Here is a 16,044-nt window from a genome sequence, read left to right on the forward strand (position 1 = left end):
CGACGCGTTGCGTCGCCCCGGAATGACGAGAATCAACCGTGAATGGCGTGCCAGACGCGATCGGGCGTCGCGGGCATTTCGAGTTTGTTGTTGCCGATCGCATCCGTGATCGCGTTGATCACGGCGGCGGATGCGCCGATCGCGCCGGCTTCGCCGCAGCCCTTGACGCCGAGCGGGTTGCCCGGACACAGCGTCGTGGTGTGGTTCAGCTTGAACGACGGCAGGTCGTCGGCGCGCGGCATGGTGTAGTCCATGAACGACGCCGTCAGCAGCTGACCCGAACTGTCGTACGCTGCGCCTTCGAGCAGCGCCTGGCCGATGCCCTGGGCGAGACCGCCATGGACCTGGCCCTCGACGATCATCGGATTGATCAGCCGTCCGAAATCGTCCGCCGCCACGAAGTTGACAAAGGAGGTCTTGCCGGTGGCGGCGTCGACTTCGAGTTCGCAGATATAGGCGCCGGCCGGGAAGGTGAAGTTGGTCGGGTCGTAGAACGCGCCTTCCTTCAAACCCGGCTCCATGCCGTCGGGCAGATTATGCGCGGTGTAGGCGGCGAGCGCGACCATCGGCAGCGCGATCGACTTGTCGGTGCCGGTGACCTTGAACTCGCCGTTCTCGATGACAATGTCGTTCTCGGATGCTTCGAGCGCATGGGCTGCGATCTTTTTCGCCTTGCTCTCGACCTTCTCCATCGCCTTGAGGATCGCGGTCAGGCCGACGGCCGCCGAGCGTGACCCATACGTGCCCATGCCGAACTGCACCTTGTCGGTGTCGCCGTGGACGATCTGCACCTGGCTGATGGGAACGCCGAGGCGTTCGGCCACCAGCTGGCAGAACGTGGTTTCATGGCCCTGGCCGTGGCTGTGCGATCCGGTGAGGATTTCGATGGTGCCGACCGGGTTGACGCGAACTTCCGCGGATTCCCACAGGCCGACGCCGGCCCCTAAGCTGCCGACCGCCTTCGAGGGCGCGATGCCGCAGGCCTCGATGTAGCAGGAGACGCCGATGCCACGAAGCTTGCCTTCGGACTTGGCCTTCGCCTTCCGGGCCGGGAAGCCGGCGTAGTCGATCGCCTTCATCGCCGAGTCGAGCGAAGCGCCGAAATCTCCGACGTCGTAGGCCATGATGACCGGCGTCTGATGCGGAAATTGCGTGATGAAGTTCTTGCGGCGCAATTCCGCCGGATCGACCTTCAACTGCCGCGCCGCCGTCTCCAGCAGCCGTTCCACCACGAAACTCGCTTCGGGCCGGCCCGCGCCGCGATAGGCGTCGACCGGGGTGGTGTTGGTGTAGACGCTGATCACCTCGGCGAAGATGTTGGGGATGTTGTACTGTCCCGACAACAGCGTCGCGTAGAGATAGGTCGGCACCGACGACGAGAACAGCGACATGTAGGCGCCGAGATTGGCATAGGTTTTTACGCGCAGGCCCGTGATCTTGTTGTTGGCGTCGAGCGCCAGTTCGGCATTGGTCAAATGATCGCGGCCATGGGCATCGGTCAGGAAAGCCTCGGTGCGATCGCCGGTCCACTTCACCGGGCGCCCCACCTTCTTGGAAGCCCACAGCGCCACCATCTCCTCGGGGTAAATGAAGATCTTGGAGCCGAAACCGCCGCCGACATCCGGCGCCACCACCCGCAATTTGTGCTCCGGCGCGATGTTGTAGAACGCGGACAGCACAAGACGCGCGACGTGCGGATTCTGCGAGGTCGTGTACAGCGTGAAGTGCTCTTCCGCCTCGTTATAATCGCCGATCGCCGCACGCGGTTCCATCGCGTTCGGCACCAGCCGGTTGTTGGTGATGTCGAGCGAAACCACGTTGGCCGCGGCCTTGAACGCCGCTTCGGTGGCGGCCTCGTCGCCGATGGTCCAGTCGTAGATGATGTTGCCGGGCGCTTCGGGGTGAAGCTGCGGCGCGCCTGCTTTGATCGCCGCGCGAATATCGGCCGCGGCCGGCAGTTCCTCGTAGTTGACGACGACGGCTTCGGCGGCGTCCTTGGCCTGGTTCTTGGTTTCGGCGATCACCACCGCGACCGCCTGGCCGACAAAGCGTACGGTCTCCGGCGCCATCGCCGGCCATGCGCCCATCTTCATCCCGGTGCCGTCCTTCGAGGTGATGGCCCAGCCGCAGATCAGATTGCCGACCTTGTCGTCGACGATCTGCTGGCCGGTCAGGACGCCGACCACGCCCGGCATCTTCATTGCCGCCGATGAATCGATGCTCTTTACCTTGGCGTGGGCGTGCGGGCTGCGAATGAAGTGTGCGTGGGTCAGGCCCACAATCTTGATGTCGTCGACGTAACGGCCCTTGCCGGTAATGAAACGGCGGTCTTCCTTGCGCACAACGCTTGCGCCAATGCCTTCAACGCCCATGTTCTGATCTCCCAACCGGAGTAATTGTTTCCGCCGTTTCCATTGAAACGAAGCGGCCTTTGAATGCTGGTTTCGTGGTCCGCGGCAGCTATTCAGCCGCCTGCGAGACCTTCATGCGGCCGGCGGCATCGAGCACCGCCTTGACGATGTTGTGGTAACCGGTGCAGCGGCAGATATTGCCTTCGAGCTCATGCCGGACGGTTGCCTCGTCGAGCTTGCCACCATAGCGGTTCACGATATCGATCGACGACATGATCATGCCCGGGGTGCAATAGCCGCACTGCAGGCCGTGATTATCGCGGAACGCCAATTGCATCGGGTGCAGTTCGTCGCCCTTGGCGATGCCCTCGATGGTGGTGACGTTGGACCCGGCGGCCTGGCCCGCCAGCACGGTGCAGGATTTTACCGCCCGGCCGTCGATATGGACGACGCAGGCGCCGCACTGGCTGGTGTCGCAGCCAACATGGGTGCCGGTCAGGTTCAGGTTTTCGCGCAGCAGATGGACGAGGAGGGTCCGGTCCTCGACGTCGGCTGAGACAGCCTTGCCGTTCACCGTCAGTTTGATGGTAGACACGCGTGATACCTCCCGATGCTTTATAATTATTCCAATTAGAAACACGGGCGAGGGAACTTGCAACTAGGATTTTTGTTGCGCGGGTCATTGTGATGACATCCTCGCGGCGCGCGCGCCGTCGGCCAACCGATTCTTGAGCGGTCCCCCGGCGGCTTGGTGGCGAGTGCCGCCAAACCGTCGCATTCGGTGGAAGGCAAATGGTCGGGCTGAGGTCTCGTCCACCCCGCACCGCATCATATCCGGGTCGACCGACCAGCCCCCAAGCATCGACCCAAAAAAGCACGCTTCCGGCCCTGCAACTTAGAGGGAATACGGCCGGAATTTACCCACCCTTATCCATTGTGCCTTAGTTTTGCGCACTGGATCGGGGGCGGGTGGCACCCGATCCGGGTTTTCAGAATGAAAACGGGGGGCTTGAGGTGGGATTTAAGAAACGTACGGGCTTGTTTTCGATCAAACTCCCAACTTTTCGATTCCGCGCCAAGATCATGCTTGGCTTTGCCGTGACGCTGGCCATCTCGGCGGCCAGCATGGGCATTGCCTTTATGGGATTTGAGCACGTCTCCGGAGGCGTGGATGCCTATCGGCGCAGCGTGCGGGAGGCCGATCTGGCGCGCGACATCGACCGCGAGCTGATCTCCTATAGCTCGCTCGCCCGCTATTTCGTGGTCACAGCCAAGGAAGAGGACGGCAAGGCGGCTCTGGCGGCCGAAGCCAAACTGAAGGAAGCCATTATTGCCTCGATGAAGGGCACCACCGATCCGAGCCGGCTCGAGCAACTCGCCAAGCTGGAGCGGGAATTCCGCGCCTTTGCCAAGATCTTTGCCGAAATCGTCAAGGTCAAGGACGAGAGCGCGCGGATCACCCAGAACCAGCTCACGCGCAGCGGTATGTCGCTGCACTACAAGGTCGACGATCTCCCGAGCAACGCCGACGAGGCCGAGCAGCCGGTCATCACCCTCGGTGCGAAGAAAGTCTTCGAGCAGTTTCAGGCCGTCACCGCACTGGTCAATACGTTCGTCATCAATGCCGACAAGGCGGTGGCCGCCAGCGCGTTGGCGCGGCTGAAATTCGTCGAGAACTCGCTGAAGTCGATTTCCTCGACGAATGAAAAGGTCGTCGCTGACCTCAAGGAGGTTGCCGGGCTTCTGGAAGCCTATCGGGAGGCGCTTGCCAAGCTGATTCACAACGCCAAGGAAATCGACGATCTGACGCTCGACATGACGGATTCAGTCACCGCGATCAGCAAGGGCGCTGCCGCGATGAAGTCCAGCCTGCTGGCCGACCAGACGCGGCTTGAATCGGAGTCGGATTCGACCATCGGCGAGACCGAGCGTCTGATCCTGATCCTGGCCGCCGGCGGTTTCCTGCTCGGCTGCGTCTGGGCGTTCTTCCTCGGCAAGGGCATATCCCGCCCCATTGCCAAGATGTGCAGTGCGATGCGTGAACTCGCCGCCGGCAATTTCGACGTCGTGCTGCCTGGTCTCGGGCGCAAGGACGAGCTCGGCGAGATGGCCAGCGCGGTCGAGGAATTCAAGGTTCAGGCGATCGCCAAGGCGGAACGCGACGCCGCCACGCAAGAGGCGCAGAACAAGGCGAGCAGTGCGGCGCGCCGCGCCGAACTGATTCGCTTTGCCGACGAATTCGAAACCGCGGTGGGCGCCATCGTCTCCAACGTCTCGGCGTCGGCCGTGCAGCTGGAAGCATCGGCGGGAACGCTGACGCGAACGGCGGAAACCACCCAGAGCCTGTCGAGCCAGGTGGCCGGCGCTTCGGAGCAAGCCTCCAGCAACATGCAATCGGTGGCGTCCGCGACCGAGGAGCTTTCGGCCTCCGTCGACGAGATCGGCCGCCGCGTCAAGGAATCCAGCCAGATTGCCGAAGCCGCCGTGCGCCAGGCCGAACAGACCGACAGCCGTATCGGCAAGCTCTCGCGCGCCGCGCAGGATATCGGTGATGTGGTCAAGCTGATCACGGCGATTGCCGAGCAGACCAATCTGCTGGCGCTGAACGCGACCATCGAGGCCGCCCGCGCCGGCGATGCCGGCCGCGGCTTTGCCGTCGTCGCCTCCGAGGTCAAATCGCTCGCCAGCCAGACCGCGAAGGCGACCGACGAGATCTCCAATCACATCTCGGGCATGCAGGGCGCGACCCAGGAATCGGTCGCGGCGATCAAGGAGATCGGCGGCACCATCGGCAAGATCTCCGACATCGCCACGACGATTGCGGATGCGGTCTCGCAGCAGAGCTCGGCGACCCAGGAAATCGCGCGCAGCGTCCAGAACGTCGCGCAAGGCACCGAGGAAGCCGCCGCCAGCATCATGCAAGTCAACCGCGGCGCGACCGAGACCGGGTCAGCTTCGGAAGAGGTGCTGCATTCGGCGCGCACGCTGTCGAGCGAAAGCACGCGGCTGCGCGAAGAACTCGACCGCTTCATGGCGAATATCCGCGCGGCTTAAACCGACACTCCACCGTCGTCCCTGCGAACGCAGGGACCCATAGCCAGCGATGTCGATTGTTTGCGGAGGACGTTTGCCACGTCGTCCAACCGATGGGCCGCGGCGTAGGGACCCTGCGTTCGCAGGGACGACGATAGATAGGATGCTTCCCCCTTGAGTCGCGTGCGCGCAATGGCGAACATCATCGCTGACTGCGACAAATCAACCCGACGGGCAAATCAGTTCTGGTTTACAGAATTCATGTCAACCCCCAAACTAAAAAATATTTCTCTTTTACAGAAACCAAATCAGGGGTATATCCTTGGCCATCCCGGCCTACTCAGAAGGGCGTCGGCCGTCGTCACGGACGTTGGACGGGTTGCGGTGGACGCTGAAGTCACGGAGACGACCGTGGCGGATCGCGTACGGCGAAGACGTGTGGTCCTGACGCCGCGGTGCTGGCGTCAATGCACCTGGAGGCAATAGTTTTCAGGGCGCAACGGAGGCAAAAGAGCCGTTCTCCGGGGAGAGCACGTTATAAGCCGTAAAGCCATTGCGCAGGGAAGGCCGGGTGTTCACCGCTGCCCTGTATGCTCGTGTGCACACTCTTGTTGCACAATCGCACACGAGACCGCGGGTGCAGCGCGCACCCGGTCTTCCCTGCGCCCTCTTATGAGAGGGCGGGAAGCTTCCAGCAAAAGCTCGGGCGCAATGAGCCGCGAGAATGCGCAGGTGTGTTTCCGTCATCCTGAGGTGTGAGCGTAGCGGTGCACTTGCACCACTGGCGAGCCTCGAAGGATGAATCGGCCACGGACGGGCCGTCGTCCTTCGAGGCGCGCAAGAGCGCGCACCTCAGGATGACGGATTGGAAAGAAGAAGGTGCGAAGGATGGGTGGAGCGAAGCGATACCCATCACCACGCATACCGGCATTGATGGGTATCGCTTCGCTCCACCCATCCGGAACTGAGACTACTCGCGTCCAAACTGATGCTTCAATTCCGTCTTTGCGCGTTGCAGCCGGTCGACCTGGGCTTTCGGCAAATTCTTGCCGGCGCGGTTGATGTAGAAGGTCAGCATCGAGAGCGCGGAGCGATAGGCGCCGGTCTTGCGACGCGAGCTTCGCTCCGCGGACCGTTTGAGGGAGGCTGCGATTTTCTTCGCGCTGGTCTGCTTGAATACGCCAGCTTCGAGGTCGAGCGCATCGCTTTGCTGCGTGACGCGCTGCGACCAGCGCTTGGGCGATGTTTTCGCGGTGCTGCCCTTTCGCCGCGCCGGGGTGTTGCGGGCTGATTTGCGCGTTGCTGATTTTCGACGCTCGGTCATCGTCAACTCCATGGTTTAGCTGCATAAACTGCAGCAAATCGCATCAGTTCCCATGCCGCATTGCAGGAACCATGACGTGGCGGGGGCGTTGTCGTTGCGTGGCGGGCATCCTGTTTGCCGCAATTCGGACCAAAGAACCTCCAATACCCACCAAATCTCCTTTGGGCGGGGTGTTCCGAGGCGCTTTGTTGTTGGTTCAATTCTCATGGGTGTGCAGCTGATACGAGACGGTTCGGCAGCGAACGATCCCGCCTCGCCGGTCCGGCAGGATAATGATCGCGTCATCGAAACTTCCATCCCGGCACGGCTCGATGATTTGCGCTGGAGCGGATTTCATACCCGCGTCGTGCTGGCACTCGGGATCACCTGGATTCTGGATGGACTGGAAGTCACGCTGGCCGGCGCGTTGTCCGGCGCGCTGAAGGAAAGCCCGACGCTTCAGTTTTCGAATTTCGATGTCGGATTGGCCAATAGCGCCTATCTCGCCGGCGCCGTGCTGGGTGCGATCGGCTTTGGCTGGCTGACGGACCGAATCGGCCGCAAGAAACTGTTCTTCATCACGCTTGCGGTCTATCTCACGGCGACCGCGGCAACGGCGTTTTCATGGAGCGTCGGAAGCTACGCGCTCTTTAGATTCCTGACCGGTGCGGGGATCGGCGGCGAATACACCGCGATCAATTCGACGATCCAGGAACTGGTGCCGGCGCGCTATCGCGGCTGGACTGATCTGGTGATCAACGGCAGCTTCTGGATCGGGGCCGCGATCGGCGCTGTCAGCGCGATCGTGCTGCTCGATCCGGCGCTGATCGGGCCCGATCTCGGCTGGCGGCTCGCCTATCTCACGGGCGCCGGGCTCGGCCTCATCGTTTTCGTGATGCGGATGTGGATTCCGGAAAGCCCGCGCTGGCTGATGATCCATGGCCGTCCCGACGAGGCGCACGCGATCGTCGACGAGATCGAGAAATCGGCCAGGCGGCATGTGCAGGATCAGCCGCAACCAGCGTTTCCGAAAGTCAGATTGCGGATGCGCAGCCATACGCCGCTGCGCGAGGTCGCGCACACCTTGTTCACGGTCTATCGCCAGCGTTCGATGGTCGGTCTGGTGCTGATGGCGGCGCAGGCGTTCTTCTACAACGCGATCTTCTTCACCTTCGCGCTGATACTGACCGACTTCTTCGGCATCCCGGCCAATCACGTCGGCTGGTACATCCTTCCGTTCGCGGCGGGCAATTTCCTCGGCCCGCTGCTGCTGGGCCGGTTGTTCGATACGCTGGGCCGCCGCAAGATGATCACGCTGACCTATGGCGTGTCGGGCGTGCTGCTGGCGCTGACCGGCTACCTGTTCTCGATCGGCGTCCTGACCGCGCAGACGCAGACCATCGCCTGGATGGTGATTTTCTTCTTTGCCTCGCCGGCGGCGAGCGCGGCGTATCTCACCGTCAGCGAGACGTTCCCGCTGGAAGTGCGCGCGCTGGCGATCGCGCTGTTTTATGCGATCGGCACCGGAATTGGCGGCGTAATCGGGCCCGCTTTGTTTGGCGCGTTGATCGATACGGGATCGCGCACGAGTGTCTTCGCCGGCTACCTGTTGGGGTCGGCATTGATGGTCATTGCGGCAGCCGTGGCGTGGCGTTACGCCGTCGCCGCCGAGCGCAAGTCGCTCGAAACTGTCGCACGACCGCTAGCCTTTGTGGAGTAGGATGGACATGAATCAGGATCTGGCCGAAATGCCATTGGAAGATGATATCGTTATCGACGAGGAAGGTGCGCTGGAAACCGTTCCGGTGCCGCGCTCGCTGGTGCCGCACTTGAGCGAAACCGCCATTTTGCTCGACATCGACGGCACGCTGCTCGAACTGATGCCGACGCCGCGCGAGGTCTGGGTACCGCCGGGACTGGCGAAGACGCTGAACCGGCTGTTGGCTCGCACCAACGGCGCGCTTGCACTCGTCAGCGGCCGCTCGCTCAACGATATCGATTTAATCTTCGCGCCGGAGCAATTTCCGATCGTCGGCGGCCATGGCGCGGAGATGCGGATCGATCCCGAAAGCGAAGCGGTTGCCGCTCATGCGCCGCCGATGGACAAGGAATTGAAGCGCCGCCTTGCGGCGATTGCCAAGCTCAGCCCGGGAATACTGCTGGAGGACAAGGGCTATTCGCTGGCGCTGCATTATCGCCTTGCACCGCATGCCGAGAAGGCGATCTATGCTGCGGTGTCGCTGATCAGGGCCGACCTGCCGAACGCGCCGATCGAGGTGCTGCCGGGAAAATGCGTCTGCGAGATCAAGCATTCCGGCTTCACCAAGGCGACCGGTGTGCGCGAGCTGATGACGCGTGAACCGTTCAAGGGCCGCCGTCCGCTCTTTATCGGCGACGACGTCACCGACGAAACGGTGTTTGGCATTATGCCGGACTACGATGGTCTCGCATTCTCGGTCGGCCGCCGCGCCAAGGGCGTAGCCGGACATTTCGATGCGCCGAGTGATGTTCGCGAATTTCTCGCGCATCTGCTCGACGACGAAAGGGATGCGCCGGTGCCATAATCGGCGGTTGATTTTATCGGCGTTTTATTTTTCAACGCCGCCGGCTTTCGAACACAGTTCCCTCTCGCATCACGCCGCACCTCGCGAAAAATTTTCTTTTTCGTGAGTTCTGGTGAGTTCCCTCGCAAACAGCCCGAATTTGGTTTCAATTCGTTGAAACGTTGGCGAGGAACCATATTGATGAATGGTTGTTAATTCGCCGGTGCAGCAACAGGAGGGGACCTGGTGAATCTCGTTGTCGTCTCGAACCGCGTTGCGCGCGGCAAGCCCAACGAACCCATGACCGGGGGTCTGGCCGCGGCGTTATTGCCGGTTGTCGAGAAATCCGGCGCGATTTGGGTTGGCTCCAGTGGCCGGGTCCGCGACGGGAACCTGAAGGAGCCTTTCGCCGAAATCGAAGCCTTGGGGGCGGGCGCGCTGGCAATGCTCGATCTGCCGGCGGCGCACTACGGGGGTTATTACGAGGGCTTTGCGAACTCGGCGCTGTGGCCGGCGCTGCATTCCCGCGCCGATCTGATTCGCGCCTCCCAGGAGGATTACCTCAGCTATCGCGAAGTGAACGCCTTCATGGCGCGCGCCTTGCTGCGCTTCAAAAAGCCGGACTCCGCGTTCTGGATTCAGGACTATCATTTTCTCGCGCTCGGTGCGGAGCTGCGCGACCTCGGCGTCACGCAGCCGATCGGTTTCTTCCTGCATACGCCGTGGCCCGCGCGCGCCGTGATCGGCGGCGTGCCGCATCATCGCGATCTGATCGAGGCGATGCTGGCCTATGACCTGATCGGTTTCCAGACCGAAGAGGATTGCGAGAATTTCCTGTCATACGCGCAGTCCGATCTCGGGCTCGCCGTGCAGGATGGCGTCGTCGTCTCCCGGTTTGGCCGGACGCGCGCCGCGGTATTTCCGATCGGCATCGATCCGCGGAAATTCGCCCAAGCGGCCGCCAAGGCCATGACGCATCCCGACGTGTCGCGGCTGCGGCGCAGCCTGAACGGCGAGAAGCTGGCGATAGGCGTCGACCGGCTGGATTATTCGAAGGGCCTGATCAACCGCATCAAGGCGTTCGACCGGATGTGGTCCTTGCATCCGCAGCTGTTGCGCACCGTGTCGCTGTTGCAGATCGCGACGCCGTCGCGCGGCGCGATCGAAGCCTATGGCAATCTGCAGAGCGAGGTCGCCAAGCTCGTCAGCGACGTCAACGGTGTCCATGGTGAAGTCGACTGGACGCCAATCCGCTATCTCAACAAGGGTTTTGGCCAGGCTGTGCTCGCGGGCCTTTACCGCACCGCGCAGGTCGGCGTGGTGACGCCGCTGCAGGACGGCATGAATCTCGTCGCCAAGGAATATGTCGCAGCCCAGAACCCGGCCGATCCCGGCGTGCTGGTGCTGTCGAAATTCGCCGGTGCCGCCAACGAGCTCGAAACGGCATTGCTGGTCAACCCGCACGATGTCGACGGGATGGCCCGCACCATCGCGACCGCGCTTGCAATGCCGGTGGCCGAGCGCCGGATGCGTTGGGAAGCGATGATGGTCAAGCTGCGCGGCGGCACGATCCAGCAATGGTTTGCCGATTTCATCGACGCGCTGCAGGACAGCCAGCTCGATAGAGGCCCTTTGGGACCCTCCATTGCTGACACGCCGACCCGGTGGCCGCTGCGCTCCGTCAACAATGGCGCGCGGTATCATCACTAAGGGGAAGCGCCAGGGTCTCGGTTCAGTAACAATACGCCACGCCATCCAGCACCGGGCAGCGTGCCCTGCGCGGATCGCTCGGATTTTCCATCGGCACGACGCCGTTACCCTTGCCGACGAACACGCCTTTTCCGACGATGACGGACGATTTGTTGCCGATGATGACGCTCGGATGCGGCGAGGTCAGGCTCGATCGCGAGCCGTCGGCCCAGATGATCGTGTCGCCGGCGAGGACGCCGCGCCGTCCGTCATCGCAGCTCACATCGACGCCCTGACGGGTGCAGGATTGCGCCATGGCCGGGGCGGCGGTGCCCAAGCTGAGCGCCGCGATCAGGCTGGAAAGCGAAAGCGCTTGGGTGATGGTCATATCGTTCTCCGCCCCTGGTTGCCCTATGGTCGTCGGCGCTAGCCTGATTCCGGTTCAAGGCCCAACCTGCCCGCATCGCTTCAGCCGACATAAGCGACAAATTATCCAATAATTTCAATCGATTGGGGAAAGTTCGGCGAGCGCGCCCGGCGTCCCTTGCAAAAAGCGTCCCGCCCCTTCAAGAGAGGGCCTCCGGAGAGATGGCCGAGTGGCTTAAGGCGCACGCTTGGAAAGCGTGTGTGCGGGAAACCGTACCGTGGGTTCGAATCCCACTCTCTCCGCCATCACTCAGTTCTCCTCTGTATCCGATCGTTCGAATCAGCTGCAAAGACAACGAGTGGCGCGACAAAGGCGCTTGACGTCGAACGCGAAACTCGGCCGGGCATACCCTGACGGTGATGGGCTCCACCTGATTGTCGCGCCACCTCGAAGAACTGGAGCTACCGGTACCGGAAGGACGGCACGCAGCGGTGGCTCGGCACCCACACGCTTGCGGCCAATGTCGAGAACCTGGTGCTGAGCGGGGCGGCGGCGATCAACGGCACCGGCAATCCACTGAACAACAGCCTCACCGGCAACGGCGCCGCCAACATCATCAACGGCGGAGCGGGAGCGGACATATTAAGCGGCAACGGCGGGAATGACACCTTCGTGTTCAATTTTGGCGAGGCGAACGGCGATACGATCGTCGACTTCGATGGCCTGGGCGCATCCGGCGATTCCCTGTGGTTCGTCGGCTACGGTTCCGGTGCGACGCTCACGAATATCGACGCTACCCATTGGCAGATCGACTACAACGGTGGCGCGTCACACGAGGTGATCACTTTCAGCAACGCCGCATCCCTGCATCCAGCGACTACTTGTTCGTGTGATAGCTCCCTGGAGCTAGCATCTTCACAAACCGTCGCCGCCGGAAAAAGGGTAACCCAGCAGTCGACGCTACTAGAGTTTCAAAATAGAACGTTTTCCTGCCGTCTGGCCCGGGCTCGGCGCCGAACCCTCGTTTGTTGATTGCCCCAAGGCCACTGAAACTGGTCTCGCGAGCATTTACTCACACGAGACGAGGCGGTCGTGCGGCAAAGCCTCCAACGATCGCTCGAATCCCCTAGCCATAGATTCGATAGAACGGGGCCACTGAGCGGTAGAACTGCCACGTCACTTTCCTGGCGGGTTCAGGGCACGAGCGCCCGCGGCTCCGCGAGCTGCTGGCTTGAGCGCAACAGTCGTATCAGTTGAATTCGTGCCTTGCGAATGCGTCAGCGGGCTTGTCGTTCGCTGGCCGGAGAACGATTGCCGCTTGACTAGTTCTAAAAAAGAACTGTATCTCTAGATAAGATGACCGATCGCAACGGCCGCGATGTGCCGGTTGCAGCGCTGGAAGGCGCTGGGACCAACTCACCGAACTACCACCCGATGCGGGTTCGCACGGAACGGTAGCGGCGGCACAGCAAAAACAGAACCGCGTGCCCACAAGGGCGCATCGCGTTTGGGAGGAGAGGACAAAATGTCGATGAAATGGAAGGCCGTGGTGGCTCTCGCAGTACTTTTGAGCGGGCCCGCATTCGCGGCCGAAGAGCCTGGAATTTCGGCGACGGAGATCAAGATCGGCGGCGTTTTCCCCTTTAGCGGGCCGGCATCATCGATCGGTCTCGTGGGCAAGGGGGTTATGGCCTATATTCAGTCGGTCAACGATCGTGGCGGTATTAACGGCCGCAAGATCAACTACATCGCATACGACGACGCCTACAGCCCTCCCAAGGCGGTGGAGCACGTTCGCAAGCTCGTTGAGAGCGACGAAGTGTCGTTCATGTTCGGTCAGCTTGGCACTCCCGGCATTTCGGCTACGGCAAAATACCTGCGGTCGAAAGGGGTGCCCAGCATCGCCATTATCAGCGGGTCATCCAAATTCACCGACGTCGCCAGTTACCCGCTGACCACGACAGGTCTCGTCAGCTACGACACCGAAGGAAAGATCTACGCCAAGTATCTGACGAAGGCACTGCCAAACGCGAAATATGCCATCCTCTATCAGAACGACGACCTCGGCAAAGACTACGTCAACGCCTTCAAGGCGTTTCTCGGCAAGGATTTCGACCGCAAGGTCGTGACTTCTTCCTACGAGGTCACTGAACCGACGGTCGATTCGCAGGTGGTCAACCTGAAGAGCTCTGGTGCGGACGCCCTCGTGATCGCCGGCACACCGAAGTTCGCCGCGCAGGCCATCCGGCAAGCTTCGGTAATCGGCTGGAAGGCGACCGTCATCATCAATTTCCCATCCGGCTCGGTCGGAGGCACGCTCGCACCGGCCGGTCTCGACAAATCGGTCGGCGTGATCGTCGGCACGACCAACAAGGACATTCTGGATTCGGCGTGGAAGGATGATCCGGGCATGCAGGCCTTCAGGGTATTCTTTGAAAAGTATCTGCCGGGCGCCGACATTACCAACGGCAGCTATCTCACTGGCTATCAGCAAGGCGTCCTGCTCGAGCAGATTCTCAAGCAATGCGGCAATGATCTGTCCCGGAAAAACATTCTTGCGCAGGCCAAAAACCTCAGGGATTTCGTCGTTCCAACCACGCTGCCTGGCATCAAGGTCAATACAAGCGAAACCGAGAACATGATCTGGACGCAAATGCGGCTGCAGCGATGGACCGGCACCAGTTGGCGAACCTTTGGGGAGGTGCTGGACGCCAAGTCCGAGTGACCTCGCACGGGCAGCGACTGGTGCGGCAGCTTGCGCGTTGATGCGAACTGCCGACCGGTCTGGCCCGTAGCCAACTGACAGCGCGCGCTGTCCAGGCTGACGGCCCAGCCGCGATGGGCATGAGGCCAAGCGCAAGTAGCTTGCTCGATCGGCTCATCCCGACAATTCAGGAGATCTTTTCGATGTCGACGAAGGCACTGAAGTTTGCAGCAAGGGAGCTTTCCATCGAGCGTCGAACCGACGGCACGCTCGTGCTGAGCTCGCCCCTTGAATTGGGCAAGTGTGACTGGCGCATCACGGACTTCCTCCCGACCTGGGCAAATTCTGTCCCTGATAGAGTTTTTCTTGCGCAGCGCAATGCGAAGGGGGGATGGGACGAGATCACCTATCGCGAGGCATGGTCGCAGGTTCAGGCGGTCGGCCAAAGCCTGATCGAGATGGGCGCAAAGCCGGCTGATAAGCTGGCGATACTCTCAGGAAACTCCATCGAGAACGCTGTGATCTCGTTTGCCGCGATGTCTATAGGCGTAATCCTGGCGCCAATATCGCCAAACTACACGCTGATGCCCGGTGGCTTGGCTCGTCTCAAGGATATCGCGGAAGCGCTGCGCCCGAATTTCGTGTTCGTCCAGAGCGGGCGCGACTTTTCCGCGGGGCGCGCGATTCCCGAGCTGGCAGCCGCAACCTGGGTCAGTGTCGATGGAGCGCCGGATACCGTGCCTTTCGGCGCGCTGACATCCCGAACGGGCAGCGAAGGATTCGCGGATGCTTCACGTGCGGTTTCTTGCGACGCTGTCGCAAAGATTCTCTTCACATCCGGTTCGACCGGTTTTCCCAAAGGCGTGCTCAACACCCACCGCATGATGGCGAGCTCCCTGCAAATGGGGAGCCTGCTGGTGTCTCCTCCGGAAGCGCCGGTGCAGGTCGAGTGGCTGCCCTGGCACCATACAATGGGCAGTAACGTTATTCTTCACAGCATCCTCAAAAATGGCGGGACGCTCTATATCGACGATGGACGGCCGCTGCCTCAGCTCTTCCACAAGACGGTCGCGAATCTCAAGGAGATCTCGCCCACCGCGATGTTCAACGTACCTGCCGGCTATAATCTCTTGTGTGACGCGATCGATAACGACTTCGATCTTGGCGCCAGCGTGTTCAGGCGGATGGACCGATTGAGTTATGCCGGGGCTGCAATTTCGCAAACCACCCTTGAAAAGCTCTATCGGCTGACGTTGTCGATCACCGGCCGGCGAATTCCGGTGATGTCGGGCTACGGCACCACCGAAACGGCCCCGACCATCAGTACGACCCATTGGGCGACCGACCAGCCGGGAGAGATTGGTCTTCCCGCGCCGGGTCTGCAGCTAAAGCTGATCCCTGTTGCCGATACTTACGAAGCAAGGGTCAAGGGACCCAATGTTACGCCAGGTTATCTCGGAAGGCCGGATTTGACGGAGACGGCTTTCGATGAGGAAGGGTTCTATCGCATCGGCGATACCGTCTCGTTTCTGGATCCTGAGAAGCCGGAGCGTGGGCTGCGCTTTACAGGCAGAATTTCCGAGAACTTCAAACTCGCGAACGGCACATGGGTTTCGATCGGGAATATGCGCTCGGCGATTTTGGCCGCTACGAGCGGCGTATTGCTGGACATTGTCGTCGCGGGAGAAAGTCGTGAATCGTGCGCGCTGCTCTGCTGGTTGAATCCTACCGAGGCAGCGCGGATCTCGAAGACGCCAGCGTCGGATTTGACCTGCGACCCTCTCGTGGTTCAGTTCCTGAAAAATCGTTTTCAGGAGTACAATGAAACCGTTGGAAGCAGCGAAGGAATCTACTCGTTCGCCCTGCTGAAGGACCCGCCATCATTGGCCGCAGGAGAAATCACCGACAAGGCCTATGTCAACCAACGCGCTGTGCTGAAACATCGCTCTGAACAAGTCGAACGTCTCTACCGGAAGGACCCAAATCAAGATGTGATTTGGGTCTGAGGCGGCGTTTCGTGGTGACGAACGTCTGGTGTTCGCCATTCGGTGCCG

The 16,044-nt window shown here is 61.3% G+C and carries 11 protein-coding genes and 1 tRNA gene; 8 read left to right on the plus strand and 4 right to left on the minus strand.

From position 1 onward, the window contains the following. Window positions 1-32 precede the first annotated feature (32 nt). Window positions 33-2,372, minus strand: coding sequence for a xanthine dehydrogenase family protein molybdopterin-binding subunit (locus tag ACSQ84_RS32570; protein WP_436215838.1), 2,340 nt, complete (start codon window positions 2,370-2,372; stop codon window positions 33-35). Between the two features lie 88 nt (window positions 2,373-2,460). Then, entirely contained in the window at window positions 2,461-2,946 is a 486-nt protein-coding gene (locus tag ACSQ84_RS32575; protein WP_436215839.1) for a (2Fe-2S)-binding protein, read from the minus strand. A 488-nt stretch (window positions 2,947-3,434) separates the two neighbouring features. Here ACSQ84_RS32575 and ACSQ84_RS32580 point away from each other — a divergent pair, with 488 nt between their 5' ends. Further along, window positions 3,435-5,405, plus strand: coding sequence for a methyl-accepting chemotaxis protein (locus ACSQ84_RS32580; RefSeq protein ID WP_436215918.1), 1,971 nt, complete (start codon window positions 3,435-3,437; stop codon window positions 5,403-5,405). A 949-nt stretch (window positions 5,406-6,354) separates the two neighbouring features. Here ACSQ84_RS32580 and ACSQ84_RS32585 read toward each other — a convergent pair. After that, a complete protein-coding gene (locus ACSQ84_RS32585; RefSeq protein ID WP_436215840.1) occupies window positions 6,355-6,708 on the minus strand; it encodes a DUF3175 domain-containing protein in 354 nt (117 codons plus the stop codon). 205 nt (window positions 6,709-6,913) lie between these two features. Here ACSQ84_RS32585 and ACSQ84_RS32590 point away from each other — a divergent pair, with 205 nt between their 5' ends. From ACSQ84_RS32590 to ACSQ84_RS32600, 3 genes are all read left to right on the plus strand, one after another. Beyond that, window positions 6,914-8,407, plus strand: a complete 1,494-nt coding sequence (locus ACSQ84_RS32590; protein WP_436215841.1) for an MFS transporter — start codon at window positions 6,914-6,916, stop codon at window positions 8,405-8,407. 7 nt (window positions 8,408-8,414) lie between these two features. Continuing rightward, window positions 8,415-9,251, plus strand: coding sequence for a trehalose-phosphatase (gene otsB / locus ACSQ84_RS32595; RefSeq protein WP_436215842.1), 837 nt, complete (start codon window positions 8,415-8,417; stop codon window positions 9,249-9,251). Between the two features lie 225 nt (window positions 9,252-9,476). Beyond that, window positions 9,477-10,940 (plus strand): trehalose-6-phosphate synthase, encoded by a 1,464-nt coding sequence (locus ACSQ84_RS32600; RefSeq protein ID WP_436215843.1) that lies wholly within the window; start codon window positions 9,477-9,479, stop codon window positions 10,938-10,940. A gap of 22 nt (window positions 10,941-10,962) precedes the next feature. Here the strand turns inward: ACSQ84_RS32600 and ACSQ84_RS32605 are convergent, their stop codons facing one another. Next, complete coding sequence (locus ACSQ84_RS32605) at window positions 10,963-11,307, minus strand: hypothetical protein (RefSeq protein ID WP_436215844.1); 345 nt, start codon at window positions 11,305-11,307, stop codon at window positions 10,963-10,965. A 194-nt stretch (window positions 11,308-11,501) separates the two neighbouring features. On the opposite strand from ACSQ84_RS32605, the gene ACSQ84_RS32610 reads away from it, so the two are divergent. From ACSQ84_RS32610 to ACSQ84_RS32625, 4 genes are all read left to right on the plus strand, one after another. Beyond that, window positions 11,502-11,591 (plus strand) — tRNA-Ser (locus ACSQ84_RS32610). Between the two features lie 229 nt (window positions 11,592-11,820). Further along, complete coding sequence (locus tag ACSQ84_RS32615) at window positions 11,821-12,318, plus strand: hypothetical protein (protein WP_436215845.1); 498 nt, start codon at window positions 11,821-11,823, stop codon at window positions 12,316-12,318. Window positions 12,319-12,811: 493 nt separating this feature from the next. After that, entirely contained in the window at window positions 12,812-14,011 is a 1,200-nt protein-coding gene (locus ACSQ84_RS32620) for an ABC transporter substrate-binding protein (RefSeq protein ID WP_436215919.1), read from the plus strand. A gap of 182 nt (window positions 14,012-14,193) precedes the next feature. Further along, window positions 14,194-15,996 carry an AMP-binding protein gene (locus ACSQ84_RS32625; RefSeq protein WP_436215846.1) on the plus strand — a complete coding sequence of 601 codons (1,803 nt, stop codon included), beginning with the start codon at window positions 14,194-14,196 and terminating at the stop codon, window positions 15,994-15,996. The last annotated feature ends 48 nt before the right edge of the window (window positions 15,997-16,044 follow it).

The organism is Bradyrhizobium sp. LjRoot220, from assembly GCF_964252915.1.
Taxonomy (GTDB): domain Bacteria; phylum Pseudomonadota; class Alphaproteobacteria; order Rhizobiales; family Xanthobacteraceae; genus Bradyrhizobium.

Bases quoted from the DNA above. Each gene is read 5' to 3' on its own strand.
- ACSQ84_RS32570 (WP_436215838.1), bottom strand. From the start codon at position 2,372: ATGGGCGTTGAAGGCATTGGCGCAAGCGTTGTGCGCAAGGAAGACCGC.
- ACSQ84_RS32580 (WP_436215918.1), top strand. From the start codon at position 3,435: ATGCTTGGCTTTGCCGTGACGCTGGCCATCTCGGCGGCCAGCATGGGC.
- ACSQ84_RS32585 (WP_436215840.1), bottom strand. From the start codon at position 6,708: ATGACCGAGCGTCGAAAATCAGCAACGCGCAAATCAGCCCGCAACACC.
- ACSQ84_RS32590 (WP_436215841.1), top strand. From the start codon at position 6,914: ATGGGTGTGCAGCTGATACGAGACGGTTCGGCAGCGAACGATCCCGCC.
- otsB (WP_436215842.1), top strand. From the start codon at position 8,415: ATGAATCAGGATCTGGCCGAAATGCCATTGGAAGATGATATCGTTATC.
- ACSQ84_RS32605 (WP_436215844.1), bottom strand. From the start codon at position 11,307: ATGACCATCACCCAAGCGCTTTCGCTTTCCAGCCTGATCGCGGCGCTC.
- ACSQ84_RS32620 (WP_436215919.1), top strand. From the start codon at position 12,812: ATGTCGATGAAATGGAAGGCCGTGGTGGCTCTCGCAGTACTTTTGAGC.
- ACSQ84_RS32625 (WP_436215846.1), top strand. From the start codon at position 14,194: ATGTCGACGAAGGCACTGAAGTTTGCAGCAAGGGAGCTTTCCATCGAG.